Source organism: Dactylosporangium sp. CA-152071 (assembly GCF_050936335.1).
GTDB classification, from domain to species: domain Bacteria; phylum Actinomycetota; class Actinomycetes; order Mycobacteriales; family Micromonosporaceae; genus Dactylosporangium; species Dactylosporangium maewongense.
In genome coordinates, this window is sequence record NZ_JBNJMZ010000002.1 from 992,701 (window position 1) to 1,006,117 (window position 13,417).

Genomic DNA, 13,417 nt, shown 5'->3' on the forward strand with positions numbered 1-13,417 from the left:
GGTCAGCCGGACAGCCAGCGCAGGGTGTCGGCGTAGAAGGCCGCGGTCCGGCCGGCGTCGGTGCGGACCTCGATCGCGGCGGGGACCTCGGCGAACGCCCGGTCGCCGACGACCTGGACGACCGGCGGCGACAGGCGGTGCACGCCGGCGTTGCCGGCGGCGGCCATGGCCCGGGAGGCGTCGACGAAGCCCGGGCCGTCTCCGGTGTACCAGCTGAGGCCGACCGTCGAGTCCGGCCAGTAGCAGGCACGCATCTGGTCCCACCAGCCGCGGTCGCGGGCCTGCCGCTCCAGGAGCACCACCTGGCCGGCCGCGGCAACGTCGCTCACGTGACCACCGTCCCGGCGAGGCGGTCCTTCGTCGCGGCCAGGTGCGCCGCGGACAGGTGCGTGCCGGTGCGCCAGGGTGAACCTGCCGAAGCGCGCGGCGACGCGGTCCCACGTCCTGCGGGTCGCGGCCGCCATGTAGCGCAGGTCCTCGTCGGCGGCGAACGACGGGTCGTCGCAGAACTTGCTGGTCTTCTGCCGGATGAGGGTCGGCACGTGCCAGGTCCCGTCGGCGGCGAAGCGCGCGGCGAGGTCGTGCGCGTGGTGCTCGTCGAAGGTGCGCACGGCACGGTCCAGAATCTCGACGTCCTCGGCCTTGTTGAGCAGCACCGGGTTGAGCACGACCCGCCGCATGACCGCCGCGACGACCCGGTCCATGAACGGCAGCCTGGCCGGCGGCAGCCGCAGCCGCGAACGGGCGCCGGATGCCTCGCGCAGGGCCGGCTCGTCGGTGGAGCAGCAGGCGAGGACGCCGAGGCCGGAGCCGAAGTGTTCGACGGACTTCATGCCGATGCTGGAGGCACGCAGCACGTCGATCCCGGCGGGCAGGTGCCCGACGATCGGCACGCCGAGCCGCAGCGCCTCGGCCTGTGCGTCGAAGAAGCGCTCCTTCGACATGGCGGCGGACTTCACGAAGTCGGCGCCGGCGGCGACCTGCTCGCGGACGGTCGCGGCGGCCTGCTCGGCGGTGCCGGTGTTGAGCATCGTCAGCAGCGGCCCCGGCATCGCCAGCAGCGCCGGCGCCGCGGCGGACAGGCGCAGTTCACCGGCGGCCCGGGCGCGCAGGAGGCCGAGGTCGCCGTGCATCTGGCGGAAGCCCGTGATGCCGTGCGCGAGCATCAGCTCCAGGGTCGGGGCGGGATCGCCGTGGCCCAGCGGGTGGGCGTGCATGTCGTTGTACCCGGGGACCACGTACCGGCCGGAGACGTCCACCACGGTGGCGCCGCGGGGCGCATCGAGGCCCTCGCCGACCGCGGTTATGACGCCGCCGTCGGCGAGCACGTCGGTGCCCGGCCGCAGCGAGCCGTCGCGGGTGTCGACGACGGTGCCGCGACGCAGCAGCAGCGGCGCGGTCACCGCGCGCCGCCGGTCAGCTCGTGCGCGTTGCGCGTGGTCAGGTCGCGCCAGGTGTCCGTGTCCGCGTCCGGCGGCGGCGGTGCGGCGTCGACGGCGGCGATCTGGGCGAGAGCCGCGGCGGCGGGCGTCCAGCAGTAGTCGCTGCCGTAGACGAGCCGCGCGGTGCCGAACGCCGCGTCGAGGGCGGGGATCTGCCGCGGGAACGGGGTGCCGGCCATGTCGTACCAGAGCCGCCGCAGCTGACTCGTCGCGGTGGGCGCGTCGGGTGCGGCTCCCATCGGGAACGCCACGCGGAACATGTCCATGCGGTCGGCGAGCAGCGGCAGCACCCCGCCCCCGTGCGTCAGCAGCCACCGGATCCGCGGATGCCGCACCAGGACGCCGTTGAAGACGAGGTCGGCAGCGGTCCGGGCGGTGTCGAACAGGAACTCCAGCATCGGCCGCGGCCGTCCCAGCGCGACCGACTCCGCGTGCGGCGGCGAGGTGGGGTGCACGAAGACGAGCGCGCCGCGCCGGTCGAGGTCCTCCCACAGCGGCTCGAGCCGGCCGTCGCCCAGGTACATGCCGTGGTGGTTGCTCTCCACGACGATGCCGTCGGCGCCGAGCGTGTCCAGCGCGTACGCGGCCTCGGCCCGGGCCCCGTCGACGTCCGGCAGCGGGAGCGCCGCGAAGTGCCCGAACCGCTCCGGCCGCCGCGACCGCAACGCCGCGCCGAACTCGTTGACGTCCCGGGCGAGGGCACGCGCGGCGGCGTCGTCACCGAAGTGGACGCCCGGCGAGGAGATCGACAGGTACGACCTGCCGATACCGCCGCGGTCCATGAGCTCCAGGTGCGCCTCCGCGCTCCAGGACGGCCAGCCGGGCATCCCGTCGGGGTACCTGGAAGACCTGTTCCACGTGACCCGCCAGCACGTGCTACTCGCCGTCCGCGACGAGGGCGAGGCGCTGCTCGTGGAGCGCCTGTCCGCCCGCGACGCCAGCCCCGTGCGGTACCGCATCGGCGGCCGCCTGCCCCTCACCTCGACCGGAGTGGGCCTCGTCCTGCTCGCCGAGGCCCCGCCGCAGGTGCAGGAGGACGCGATCGCCGCATTCCTGCCCGACGACGGCGGCGACGACATCCACTCCCCCGCCGACCTGCGCCGCGCCCTCGCCGAGATCCGCCGCGGCGGCTACGCGTACGCCCGCCAGAGCTCCCCGTGGCCGATGAGCACCGTCGCCGCCCCCGTCCGCGGCCCGTCAGGCGTTGTCGCCGCGGTGTCGGTCGTCGCCCCCAGCCCAGGCTTCACGACGTCGTCCTACATCCCAGCCGTCCAGGCCGTCGCCCGCGCCATCTCCCGCCAGCTCGCCACCTGACCCCCGGCCCCGGGCTCCCGGTCACCCACCTGGACGCCCTGCGCTACGACGACTCTTCATAAGCCGAGTGCGACCGGGGCGGAGGGTGTCCCGAAGGTGAGCAGGTCGGCCAGCGGTGTGGCAAGGTCACGGGGCGAGAACAAGTCGGGCCCGGTGTAGTCGGCGATCTCAGAGAGCCGCCACCAACGAAAGCCGGCGAGATGCTCATCAGCGGCAAGTTGGTCGTCGGTGAACTGGCCCTGAGGCTCGAAGTGGGTGGCGCGGACGAGGAAGTAGTCGTTGACGACGCCGTCGAAGCGGGGCGCATGATCTGCGCTGACGACTACTTGATGCCAGACGTGCGGCGGATCGATGGCGGCGACCAGGCCGGTTTCCTCTCGCAGCTCGCGGCGCAGCGCGGACAGCCCGTCCTCACCTGGTTCTATGCCGCCACCTGGAGCGGCCCAGACGGCCTGCGCCCCGTTCGGGACCGCCGGGTGGGGGAAGACGAACCGGCACAGCAGGACGCGGTCATCTTCGTCGAGGATGATCGCGCGGGCGGAGGCTCGAAGGTTCAGCGACATGGCGGACTCCTGATTCCGTGCGCGTGGTACCGCAATGATCGGCGAGAGACGCAGCTGAACACGGCCAGCGAGTCCGCTGCGCCACCACCACGGCGCCGATCGGCCGGCGCCGACGGCACGGTTGTCGACGAGTTCGCTGGCACCGTGCCGGCGTCGGCTGCGGCTCAGAGTCCACGACTGCCGTCGATGGCCTCGCGGATGATGTCGGCGTGGCCGGCGTGTCGCGCTGTCTCCTGGATCAGGTGCATTGCCACCCAACGCAGGTTCTCGTCAACCAGGTCCGACCGTGCGCATCGCGCGTCGAGGTCGACGCCGGCCACGATCTCCCGGGACACCGCAATCTGCTCCAGGTAGTACGCCACAACACTCTCCACCGTGTCATCGCCGCTGAGAGCAAACGTGGCGTCCTGACCTTCGTCCGCCACCGTCGGCCACTCGTCCGGAAAGTCTCGGCCCGCGAAGATGATCTGAAACCATCTACGTTCCCAGACAGCCGAGTGCTTCAGCAGACCCAGCAACGACAGAGAACTCACGGTCGCAGCCATGCGCGCATCCTGGTCGGACAGGCCGTCGACCTTACGGATCAACGCATCTCGCGCCTGGTCCAGAAAGCCGCACAGAGCATCTCGCTCGGTCGCGGTCGAGAACGCGTCGGTCGCCACGTCGCACACAATATCGACATTCGCCGCTCCGCAGGTTTCTTCCATACGCATCGATGATCCTGTAGCTTCTTTTCATCACTTGCCGTCGATGCCTGGATCGGAGCTCGCCATGAACCTTTCCGCCGTGCTGTCCCGTGGGGCGGTGGTGTTCGCGCTGCTCGGGGTCGTCGTGCCCTTCGGCGGACCGGCCGCCGCGGCGCTGCCGGTCGTCGACATGGAGCAGGTCATGCTCGCTGCGCAGGTCGACCCGCCGAAGAGCGGCACCGGGCAGACTCCTGGCGCGGCGGCGAGCGTGCTGGAGGTCGAACGGGCGCTGTCGGCGAAGGGCTTCCTGGCCTCAGCCTCGGTCGATGGGCACTACGGCACCTCGACCGTCGCGGCGTACGCGGCCTGGCAGCGCTCACTCGGATACTCCGGCCTGGACGCCAACGGATATCCGGGGCCGTCGTCGCTGACCACGCTCGGCAGCGGCCGGTACACGGTCACCAGGCCGATCAACACCGGTTCACGGACCAGCTCGTACGGCGGCGAACGGGTCAACGCCAGGACCCGCGACATGCTCGCCGCGGCCGATGCCAAGCTGTCCTGGAGCATCACGCTCAGCCAGGGGTCCTACACGTCGGCGAACCCCAGCTCCGCCGGTACACATGACGCAGGCGGAGCGGTGGACATCTCGGTAGCCAGCCTGAGCACCACGCAACGATGGCAGACCGTCCAGGCGCTGCGGACCGTCGGGTTCGCCGCCTGGCTGCGCAATCCGTCGCAGGGAGACTGGCCGTACCACATTCACGCCGTCGCGATCTCCGACACCGACCTGGCCACGGGGGCGGCCAACCAGGTGCACGACTACTACTTCGGCAAGAACGGGCTGGCCAACCACGCTGCGGACGACACGCCGTCCGCCTATCGAGTGGCGTTCACGTGGTGGGAGAAGTCCCGACGTTGACATCCTCTCCGCCCTGAAGGACGGAGATTCCCGCCACGCTGCGCGTGGACCGCGCGGCGTCCGGGTGGGTTACCGCTTCGCCGCGCGGTGCCGGGACGAGTCCCGGTCTTACCTGCGCTCCACGGTCGTTTCCGTTGTCCGCCTGTCCAGCGGCCAACACGTTCAGCGCCGCGTTCACGTCCCGGTCGTGGGCCGCTCCGCAGGGGCAGTCCCACGCTCGGACGTTGAGCGTCATCTTCTCGTTGATGCGTCCGCAGTCGGAGCACCTGCGGGTGGACGGGAAGAAGCGGTCCACCCGGGCGAAGGTGCGCCCGTACCGGGCGGCCTTGTACTCCAGCATGGCTGTGAAGCCGGCCCACGCTGCGTCGTGCACCGACTTGGCAAGCCGGGTCCGGCCGAGACCGGCGACGCACAGGTCCTCGACGTACACCGCTTGGTTCTCGCGGATCAACGTCGTGGACAGCTTGTGCTGCCAGTCCCGCCGGGTGTCGGCAACCCGGGCGTGCGCCCGAGCGACCTTGACGACTGCCTTCCTGCGGTTGCTGCTGCCCGGCTGCTTGCGCGCGAGCGCCTGCTGCAACCGTTTGAGCTTGCGGGCCGCGCGCCGCAGGAACTTCGCCGCGGTGACCTTCGTACCGTCCGACAGCACCGCGAAGTGCGTCAGCCCGAGGTCGATGCCCACCTCCGAGTCCAGCTCGGGCAGCGGCTCGTCGGTACTCTGCACGACGAACGAGGCGAAGTACCGCCCGGCCGCGTCCTTGATGATCGCCACGCTGGACGGGTCCGACGGCAGCGTCCGTGACCAGCGGACCACGAGGTCGCCGATCTTCGGCAGCCGCAGGCGTCCGTCGTCGAGAACCTTGAACCGGGAGTTCTTCGTGAACCGTATGGCCTGCCGGTTGCCCTTGCGGGACCGGAACCGTGGCGGTGCGACCTCGCGGCCATTGCGTTTGCCGGTGACCGAGGCAAAGAAGTTGCGGTAGGCGGTGTTCAGATCCGCGAGGGCCTGCTGCAACACCACGGCCGAAACCTCGCCCAGCCACGCCCGCTCCGGCGTCGTCTTGGCCCCCGTGATGACCTGCCTGGACAGCTCGGCGTCCGAGACGTACGGCAAGCCCTGCTCGCGGGCTTGCCGGCGCAGCCTGACCGCGTCGTTGAACACCACCCGCGCGCACCCGAACGCCCGCGCCAGCTCGATCTGCTGGCCAGGCGTCGGATACACGCGGAAGTTGTAACGAAGCTGCACGACAAGCACGGTAACTGGCGGCCCTCCCAGCGCGGGCCTTCACCCCCGGCCTGAAGACCGGAGCACTGGCCCGCATTCCGGTAGCCGTCACGACAACAACGGCCGACCCATCGCCGGGTCGGCCGTTGTTTCGGTGCGGTCATATCGAGGCGTGTGTGCCATCCTCCTCCTGTCGAGATCCACAACCACGGGGAGTCCGCCTTGCACACGCGCCGAAGACTGACCGCCCTGGCTCTCACCCTGGCCGCCGCGGCGACGCTCGCCGCCGGCTGCGAGGGCACCCCCGGCGTCACCTCACCCGCCGCGAGCACCGCGCCCAGCGTCACCGTCGCGTCGGTGTGCCAGGCGATCGACGACGTCTACGCGCCAGAGCGGCTGATCCTGACGAGCACGTGGGGCCAGTACGTCACCGCCACGAACCAGGGCGACACGACCAAGGCCGCCGAGCTGAAGGCGAAGCTCGAGGAGATGGTCCCGCGGCTGAGCAAGGCGGCCCGCGCCGAGGTCGCGAAGTCACCGGACGCCGGCCAGCGGGCTGCCCTGGAGCAGTACCTGGACGCGGTCGACACGTGGTACACCAAGCCCTCCTCCGGGGACGCCGTCACCCTCCTGGAGAAGGGCGTCGAGGCCGCGCAGCAGTACTGCCCGAAGATCCGCTGACCCCTCGCCGCCGGCGCCGAGCCTTCAGTCGGCGTGCGGCAGCCGCCAAGCAGGCGGCGGCGGAGGTCGGCCAGGTTGATGCCGAGGTCGTGCAGGACCTTGGCGGCCAGACCTCCGCCCTCGCGCAGGACGCCGTTCGTGTACATCGGCGCCGGCCGGCCCTACGAGTGCCACCCTGGGAGCTTCCGCAGGAACCCGGCTGGCCCGTGATCCTCGGGTCCCGTCTCGAAGCCTGGGCCGTCGTTCTCCGAGGTGGCGTCCGGGTCGTTGCCGCGGGCCCGGGCGCGGCTGATCAGCGCGGCGAACACCGTCCCGCTGAAGACCAGCACGGCGATACCCACGGTGAGCACCCCGGCCAGCGTCGGATGCCACTGGTCGGGCCGCCGGACGTTGTCGCATGGCTGCCAACGCGAGTAGTGCACGGTGACGGTGTCGCCGGCCGCGATGTTGTCGAGGTCCGGGAAGACCTTGGTGGTGGCCTCACACCGGGTGCCGTCAGGCAGGACGAACACCGCGGCGTACCGCGGCGGCTGGTCGACGGTCACCGAGCCGACGGTGAGCGGCTGCTGCTCGACCCGCTGCGCGGTGGCAACGGCCTCGCCGCCGTGGGCGTCCTCCCACGTCTGCCACAGCGCCATCCCCAACACGACCGCCAGGAACGTGCCCCAGATCCCCATCAACCAGCGCATGTCTTGAGGTATACACCTGCGTCACGATCAGCGTGCGCCCGCGGCGGAGCCGTTCGTCGACCGCCCGTGGAGCAGTACGCGCACCGGCGGCTGGACGGGTCGTTCGCGAGATCGTGGCTGACGCTGCGGAGGGCGGTCGCTGACTGTCCGTCCGCGGCGCGCCATGCCGCTCCGGCCACGCATGCCCGCTCCGCCGTGCCGGCCCGTTCCGCTCAGGTCAAGACCGGGAACAGCTGGACCGAGCTCCGACCGGTTGCGGCCTCGATGAAGTCGACCGGCGGCGCCATCCCGGCGAGCAGCTCCGTCGTATGCGCCAAGCCGTCGGGGGGCACGTTCGGCGGCTGGCCAAGCGCGCGTTGAAGGTCGAGCAGGTGCACGGTCGCCTCCATGATGCCGATGCTGACGGCTTCGTCGAGGCGCAGGATCGCATACCCGAAGTAGTCCACGGCAATGGGGCCGAGCTGGCGCGCGGTCGCGATCGCCTGCGGTCCGGCGCTGGCGAACTGCTCGATCATCTGCGCAGTACTGTACGTGGCCGCATCTTCGCGGGCACCGGCCGCAGTCCGGTCCCGCCCGCGGTTGGCGACCCCGTCCGGGGTGTTGAAGTCCCGAAGGAGCGCGGCAGCTGTGGGGTGCGTGGGTTCGGCATCCCGGACCCGGTCCACCAGGCTTGTGAACGCGAACGGCCATGACCCGGCGTGCGCGTACAGGCTCCGCACGTCCCAGGTGCCAAGCCGGGTTGGCCGGCACCATTGCTCGTCGGTGAACGCCCGCCCGTGTTCTGCCCAGACCGACCAGAGTGTGTCGAGTGTCGTGAGGCGATCATTGATCGTCATAGCTCGATGCTACCGACAGGCGACGAGCCTGGTGGCTGCTCGCAGCCGTCAACGAGATCGGATATCCGAGGACGATCCAGATCGTCACCCCGGGAAGACGAGCGGCTTCGCATACATGCACTCCGTCAGCTTTGGCTCATTGGGTCAGGCGATGCGGCGCACGCGGCGGATCGCGAGCCAGACGAGCAGCGCGGCGGCCGCGACGAAGATGCCGGTCTCGATCCACTGGAAGGTCCAGAACCGGCCCTCGGGCTGATACACCTGGTAGTTGTAGGCCCCCGGGCGCAGGCCCATCTCCCGGGCCGCGGCGCATAGACCACCGTCGTCCTCCGGCCGGCACAGCATCATGCCGCCGGTGACGCGGGTGCCGTCCGCCTGGCGCACCTCCGTCGACATCAGCCAGGTGCCGGCCATCAGGTCGACGTGGTCGTCGATGCTGAGGCTGCGGGTGAGCGGCGCCATGAAGCGCGGCCGGGCGTAGAGGCCGACGGCGACCCGCGCGGCGATGTAGGCCGGCAGGGTGACCGCCATCGCGGACATGACCTTCGGCAGCAGGGTGCCGGCGTACAGGCCGAGGGCGACCGCGAACAGCGTGTAGCCGACCGGGACGACGCCCTGGACGTCGAAGAAGACCTCGGTGAAGCGGCTCTCGCGGAACTCCAGGGGTTCGAACCACCAGGCGATGCCCAGGCCGTAGCCGGCGGCGAGGACGGCGACCGCGCCGCCGAGGAGGCCGGCCTTGGTCCAGGCCCAGTGCCGGCGGCTGATGCCCTGGGTCCAGATCATGCGGTGGGTGCCCTGCTCGATCTCGCGGGCGACGAGCGGCGCGCCCCAGAACAGGCCGAAGAGCAGCGGCACGGCCAGGAGCAGCACCGCGACGTAGAGCAGTGGGCTGTAGGTGTCGATGAACAGTTTGAGCCCGCGGTCGCACAGCTCGCCGCCGGTCGCGCAGCGCTGCCCGACGAGCCGGTCGAGGTCGCGGCGCATCGCCAGGCCGGTCGGCACGATGAACGCGGCGAGGGCCGCCAGCCCGAGCAGTGTGTAGAGGCCCTGCTTGCGGTGCTGCCGCCAGGTCAGCCAGATCATGCCGCGACTCCCCATGCCTCGTGGGTGGCCTCCGTGACGCCGTCGGACAGGTAGGCCAGGATCAGGTCTTCCAGGGTCAGCTCGTGCACCGTCCACGACGGGTCGGTGACCCGGCCGGTGACGCGCACCAGCAGCGTCGACTGCCGGTCGGTGTGGCGGGCCCGGACGACGGCGGCCACGCCGCCGATCGGCTCGCCGTGGTGCCGCGGGCCGACCAGCCGCCGGTGCTCGCCGACGATGTCGTCGACGGCGCCGGACAGCTGCACGGCGCCGGAGCTGAGCACGACGAGGTGGTCGCAGGAGTGCTCGAGGTCGGTGAGGATGTGCGAGGAGAGCAGCACGGTCGTGCCGGACTCGGCAACGCCGCCCATCAGGGTCCGCAGGAACTCGCGCCGCGCGACGGGGTCGAGGCTGGCGACGGGCTCGTCGAGCAGCAGCAGCCGGGGCCGCTTGGCGAGGGCCAGGGCCAGGGCGACCTGGGCGCGCTGGCCGCCGGAAAGCTTGCCGACCGGGATCCGGGGCGGGATGCCGGCCTGGGCGAGCCGGGTCCGGGCGAGCGTGGCGTCCCACCGCCGGTTGACCTTGCCGCCCATGGTGACGAGGTCGTCGGCGGTGAAGTCGCGGTAGAGCGGGGTGTCCTGGGCGACGAAGCCGATGTCGGCGAAGGCGGCGGTGTTCTCATATGGCGTGTTGCCGAAGACCCGCACCGCGCCGACGTCGGGGCGCAGCAGGCCGACGGCCAGGTGCAGCAGCGTGGACTTGCCGGATCCGTTGGGCCCGACCAGCGCGGCGACCCGGCCGGCCGGCAGCCGCAGGGTGCAGTCCCGCAGCGCCCAGCGTGACCCGTACCGCTTGCCGAGCCCGTCGGCCTCCAGCACGTGCTCCATCTCGTGTCCTCTCATGCCAGCTCCTCCAGCAGGGCGTCGGCCTGCCGCGCGGCGCGGATCGTGGTGTCGACGAGCGCGCTGACGTCCTCGTCGCTCAGGCCCGCCGCCTGGGCCCGGCGCAGCCAGTCGAGCAGCTCGGTGCGCAGGTCGGCCTGGTTGGCGAGGGAGTCGCCGGCGAGGGTGCCGGTGACGAACGTGCCGACCCCCGGCCGCCCCTCGGCGAGCCCCTCGAGCTCCAGCTCCCGGTAGGCCTTCAGCACCGTGTTCGGGTTGATGGCCAGGGACTGCGCGACGTCGCGGACCTTCGGCAGCCGGTCGCCGGGCACCAGCATCCCGACCCGCAGGGCCTGTTTGACCTGCTGGACGAGCTGTACATAGGTGTTGACCTTCGACCGGCCGTCCAGCACGAACTCGATCACGCCGGCCCGCCTCCCTGTTGTCCTACGACACTAAGACTATAGGACAACAGGAGTGCTGGCATAGGCTCGGGAATGGATCAACCGCTGGTGACCGTGTGCCGGGACTGCTGCTGCGGCTCGCCCCGCAAGCACCCGGACGTGGACCACGCCGGGCAGGTGGCCCGGCAACGGGCAGGCAGGGTGCGGGTCAGCGGGTGCCTCGACGCGTGCGAGCGGTCCAACATCGTCGTCGTGCACCCCACGCCCGCCGCCAGGCGGGCCGGCGCCCGGCCCGGCTACCAGATGTGGAAGCGCACACGGTCCGGCGACGAGCCCGCCGGATCACCTCGTGAGTTGCATGGCCTCATCAGCAGTGGACGTACACCTGATCTGCCCTGTTCCTGGCATCGGTACCCGCATCGGGCACCGACCGATACCCGACGCCCACCGAGAACAGTGCCGTTCCCGAGTCGAAGAACTGTGCGAGCCCGTGCGATCGGTTGAACACCGCGGACTCGATCCGGTTCTGCCAGCCGAACGTCGACAGGTCCTGCCATCCGCAATCGTGGACCTCGCCCCGGGGATACCCGAAGTTGGGCCGATCGTAGAAGCACACCGAGCCCAGCGGGCAGTCGACCGCGCTGCCGCCGGCCACGGTGATCACCACCGCACCATTGTTGTAGCTGACCTGTCCCGGACCCGTCTGCTGTCCCCCGGGATTCGCGGCGAGGTACAGGTCCACCTTGCGCTGCACGTCGGCAGCAGTGCCTGGGGCGGGGCGCATCCCCGGCAGGAGCAGCATGCCGGCGAGCATCACCAGGCACGCGACCCTTTTGAACGCGTCAGCGCGCCGGTGCGCGGCACGTCGGCGCATGACGTCGGCGATCCCGGCCACCGCGTCGATGGACGCCGCCTCGACGAATCGATCCTCGGCCTCTCGGGCCAGCCTTCCGAACTCCTTCACGCGTCCCCCTCCCCCAGGGCAAGCACAACCGACGGCAGGTGCAGCCCCCGCCGGATCCTCTGCTTATGGCTGCGCACCGTCGACTGCGTGATCTTGAGCGCGTCCGCCACGTCGCCGGTACTCATCCCGGATGCGCTCAGCACCGCCACGGCCCGCTCCTGAACGCTCATCCCCTCCAACGCAGCCATCAGGTCATGCGCGAACTCCACCTCGACGTCGAAGGGCACCGCGGACGTCTCCCGCCGCCCGCCAAGCTGGATGAGAGTCTTGACCTGGACAGCTATGCGCCGCCGAGCACTCAGCGCCTGCTTCCCGGCAACTCCGGCGGCGTACCTGAGGTTGTCGTCGAACGTGCGCCCGCGACGCTCGTCCCACTTCTCCACCATCACCAACATGGCCTCTTGAGCGACGTCCCAGGCCAGCTCCTTGTTGCCGGTGATGCACAGCGCCCGGAACAGCACCCGGGCGAACGCCTCCTTGTAGAACGCCTCGTAACCCTCGTACCGGCTCACCGCTCCGGCCTGGCCACGACCACCTCAGCGCCCCGAGCCGTACAACTCCACCTGACCGCGCACCTCCCCCGCGATCGCCGCGCCACCCGCTCGGCGGCCCGCACCGCCGAGACATGCCGCACCGTTACGAAGGCCTCCCGCACCCCGACCGCAACCAACCCCACAAGCAGTGCCCACACCTGCGCCATCCGGTCTCCGTCCTCGCTGCCGGCGCTCCCACGAGCGCGCCCGCAAGGTACTCGCGCGACAGCCGGAAAACCGTCCACGCACCACCTCGCCGTCAGCACGTCCGTCGCTGCGGCAGAAGCGAGCGAGCGATGGTCAGACGACGACGGCGACCTCGTCGTGTGTCACGAACTCATCCCACCGTGTCAGAGCACCGCGGGCGGCCTGCTCCACCACGGCCCGCTCGGGCTCCTCACCCGCGAACGCACGCACGTCGTCCATGCTCGCGAAGAACGTGATGGAGGTGAACAGCACTTCCCCGCGGTCGCGACGGCGCAACAGCCGCGCACCGCGGAATCCCGGCACCTGTCCCAGGTGCTCAGCGACATCGGTCTCGTAATGATGCTGGTAGTCATCGGCCGTCGACGGCGAAGCCCAGCCCCGCCATGTCCGTGCGATCATCCTGTACCTACATTCCAAAGTGGTCGGTGCTTGTCCACTGACGTTGGCGTTCCATGATGAGCGCCTCGCCGTGCTGGCCGACGCGACGGAACCCGGCCTTCTCCCATGCGCGGATCGCGCGGGCGTTGGTCGCGACGGGGTCGGCGGTGACGCGGGTCCAGTGCAGCTGCTGCAGGAGGTGCCGCGCCAGTGTGTCGGCGGCGTCAGGTCCGTAGCCGCGTCCACGCCCGTGCGGTTCGAGGATCAGGTCGATCCCGCCCTCGAACTCGCCGGCGTGCCAGTACTGGGCGTATCCGATCGGCGCGTCGCCGGTCAGGACGATGAAGGACTCAACCTCGGGTCGGCGCCGTCCGATGTACTTCGCGGCCACCTGCTCACGCGTGAGGGGCGTATCCCCCCAGTGGTCGATGAAGCCCGGATCGCCGAACCAGCCGGCAAGAAGATCCAAGTCGTCCTCAGCAACTGGGCGCAACCGGACCATGCGACCGCTGAGAACGCCGTGATCCCTTCCCTGATGAGCCACCGCGAGATTGCATCACACACTCCTGCCACGGGCGGTGTGGGCGCCAGGAGGTGGCGCCCACA

General features: G+C 70.7%; 17 protein-coding genes and 1 pseudogene. 4 read left to right on the top strand and 14 right to left on the bottom strand.

The window, feature by feature from the left end:
* Positions 1-2 precede the first annotated feature (2 nt).
* Together ACQEVZ_RS44610 and ACQEVZ_RS44615 are read right to left on the bottom strand one after the other, a co-directional pair.
* Complete coding sequence (locus ACQEVZ_RS44610) at positions 3-1,403, bottom strand: nuclear transport factor 2 family protein (protein WP_433379421.1); 1,401 nt, start codon at positions 1,401-1,403, stop codon at positions 3-5.
* The gene (locus tag ACQEVZ_RS44615) at positions 1,400-2,269 is read right to left on the bottom strand and encodes an amidohydrolase family protein (protein WP_433379424.1); all 870 of its coding nucleotides are present in this window, start codon (positions 2,267-2,269) and stop codon (positions 1,400-1,402) included. The genes ACQEVZ_RS44610 and ACQEVZ_RS44615 overlap by 4 nt, the downstream gene beginning before the upstream one ends.
* On the opposite strand from ACQEVZ_RS44615, the gene ACQEVZ_RS44620 reads away from it, so the two are divergent.
* Complete coding sequence (locus ACQEVZ_RS44620; protein WP_433379427.1) at positions 2,223-2,756, top strand: IclR family transcriptional regulator domain-containing protein; 534 nt, start codon at positions 2,223-2,225, stop codon at positions 2,754-2,756. The genes ACQEVZ_RS44615 and ACQEVZ_RS44620 overlap by 47 nt on opposite strands.
* 56 nt (positions 2,757-2,812) lie before the next feature.
* Here ACQEVZ_RS44620 and ACQEVZ_RS44625 read toward each other — a convergent pair whose 3' ends face one another.
* Complete coding sequence (locus tag ACQEVZ_RS44625; RefSeq protein WP_433379430.1) at positions 2,813-3,319, bottom strand: NUDIX hydrolase; 507 nt, start codon at positions 3,317-3,319, stop codon at positions 2,813-2,815.
* A gap of 164 nt (positions 3,320-3,483) precedes the next feature.
* Positions 3,484-4,032 (bottom strand): DinB family protein, encoded by a 549-nt coding sequence (locus ACQEVZ_RS44630; RefSeq protein WP_433379433.1) that lies wholly within the window; start codon positions 4,030-4,032, stop codon positions 3,484-3,486.
* A gap of 58 nt (positions 4,033-4,090) precedes the next feature.
* On the opposite strand from ACQEVZ_RS44630, the gene ACQEVZ_RS44635 reads away from it, so the two are divergent.
* Positions 4,091-4,927: a peptidoglycan-binding protein gene (locus tag ACQEVZ_RS44635; RefSeq protein ID WP_344506997.1), complete on the top strand. Its 837-nt coding sequence runs from the start codon at positions 4,091-4,093 to the stop codon at positions 4,925-4,927.
* On the opposite strand, the gene ACQEVZ_RS44640 is transcribed toward ACQEVZ_RS44635, so the two are convergent.
* Positions 4,899-6,173 carry an RNA-guided endonuclease InsQ/TnpB family protein gene (locus ACQEVZ_RS44640; RefSeq protein ID WP_433379437.1) on the bottom strand — a complete coding sequence of 425 codons (1,275 nt, stop codon included), beginning with the start codon at positions 6,171-6,173 and terminating at the stop codon, positions 4,899-4,901. The two genes, ACQEVZ_RS44635 and ACQEVZ_RS44640, sit on opposite strands and share 29 nt — an antisense overlap.
* Positions 6,174-6,374: 201 nt before the next feature.
* Here ACQEVZ_RS44640 and ACQEVZ_RS44645 point away from each other — a divergent pair, with 201 nt between their 5' ends.
* Positions 6,375-6,833: a hypothetical protein gene (locus tag ACQEVZ_RS44645; RefSeq protein WP_433379440.1), complete on the top strand. Its 459-nt coding sequence runs from the start codon at positions 6,375-6,377 to the stop codon at positions 6,831-6,833.
* A 161-nt stretch (positions 6,834-6,994) separates the two neighbouring features.
* On the opposite strand, the gene ACQEVZ_RS44650 is transcribed toward ACQEVZ_RS44645, so the two are convergent.
* The 5 genes from ACQEVZ_RS44650 to ACQEVZ_RS44670 all read right to left on the bottom strand — a co-directional run bounded on the left by ACQEVZ_RS44650 (position 6,995) and on the right by ACQEVZ_RS44670 (position 10,750).
* Positions 6,995-7,522, bottom strand: coding sequence for a hypothetical protein (locus ACQEVZ_RS44650; protein WP_433379443.1), 528 nt, complete (start codon positions 7,520-7,522; stop codon positions 6,995-6,997).
* Between the two features lie 212 nt (positions 7,523-7,734).
* Positions 7,735-8,358 carry a maleylpyruvate isomerase family mycothiol-dependent enzyme gene (locus ACQEVZ_RS44655; RefSeq protein ID WP_433379446.1) on the bottom strand — a complete coding sequence of 208 codons (624 nt, stop codon included), beginning with the start codon at positions 8,356-8,358 and terminating at the stop codon, positions 7,735-7,737.
* A gap of 144 nt (positions 8,359-8,502) precedes the next feature.
* Positions 8,503-9,444 carry a transporter gene (locus ACQEVZ_RS44660; protein ID WP_433379449.1) on the bottom strand — a complete coding sequence of 314 codons (942 nt, stop codon included), beginning with the start codon at positions 9,442-9,444 and terminating at the stop codon, positions 8,503-8,505.
* On the bottom strand, positions 9,441-10,331 hold the full coding sequence (locus ACQEVZ_RS44665) for an ABC transporter ATP-binding protein (RefSeq protein WP_433386070.1): 891 nt from the start codon (positions 10,329-10,331) through the stop codon (positions 9,441-9,443). The genes ACQEVZ_RS44660 and ACQEVZ_RS44665 overlap by 4 nt, the downstream gene beginning before the upstream one ends.
* An 11-nt stretch (positions 10,332-10,342) precedes the next feature.
* A complete protein-coding gene (locus ACQEVZ_RS44670; RefSeq protein WP_344507007.1) occupies positions 10,343-10,750 on the bottom strand; it encodes a GntR family transcriptional regulator in 408 nt (135 codons plus the stop codon).
* Between the two features lie 87 nt (positions 10,751-10,837).
* Between ACQEVZ_RS44670 and ACQEVZ_RS44675 the strand changes: the two are divergent.
* Positions 10,838-11,023: pseudogene (locus ACQEVZ_RS44675) on the top strand (hypothetical protein); the annotation flags it as partial.
* 73 nt (positions 11,024-11,096) lie between these two features.
* Here ACQEVZ_RS44675 and ACQEVZ_RS44680 read toward each other — a convergent pair.
* The 4 genes from ACQEVZ_RS44680 to ACQEVZ_RS44695 form a co-directional block, all read right to left on the bottom strand.
* A complete protein-coding gene (locus tag ACQEVZ_RS44680) occupies positions 11,097-11,693 on the bottom strand; it encodes a hypothetical protein (RefSeq protein WP_433379453.1) in 597 nt (198 codons plus the stop codon).
* Positions 11,690-12,205, bottom strand: coding sequence for an RNA polymerase sigma factor (locus tag ACQEVZ_RS44685; RefSeq protein ID WP_354902582.1), 516 nt, complete (start codon positions 12,203-12,205; stop codon positions 11,690-11,692). The genes ACQEVZ_RS44680 and ACQEVZ_RS44685 overlap by 4 nt, the downstream gene beginning before the upstream one ends.
* Before the next feature lie 321 nt (positions 12,206-12,526).
* On the bottom strand, positions 12,527-12,832 hold the full coding sequence (locus ACQEVZ_RS44690) for an antibiotic biosynthesis monooxygenase family protein (RefSeq protein WP_433379457.1): 306 nt from the start codon (positions 12,830-12,832) through the stop codon (positions 12,527-12,529).
* Positions 12,833-12,839: 7 nt separating this feature from the next.
* Positions 12,840-13,355, bottom strand: a complete 516-nt coding sequence (locus ACQEVZ_RS44695; protein ID WP_433379460.1) for a GNAT family N-acetyltransferase — start codon at positions 13,353-13,355, stop codon at positions 12,840-12,842.
* Positions 13,356-13,417 lie beyond the last annotated feature (62 nt).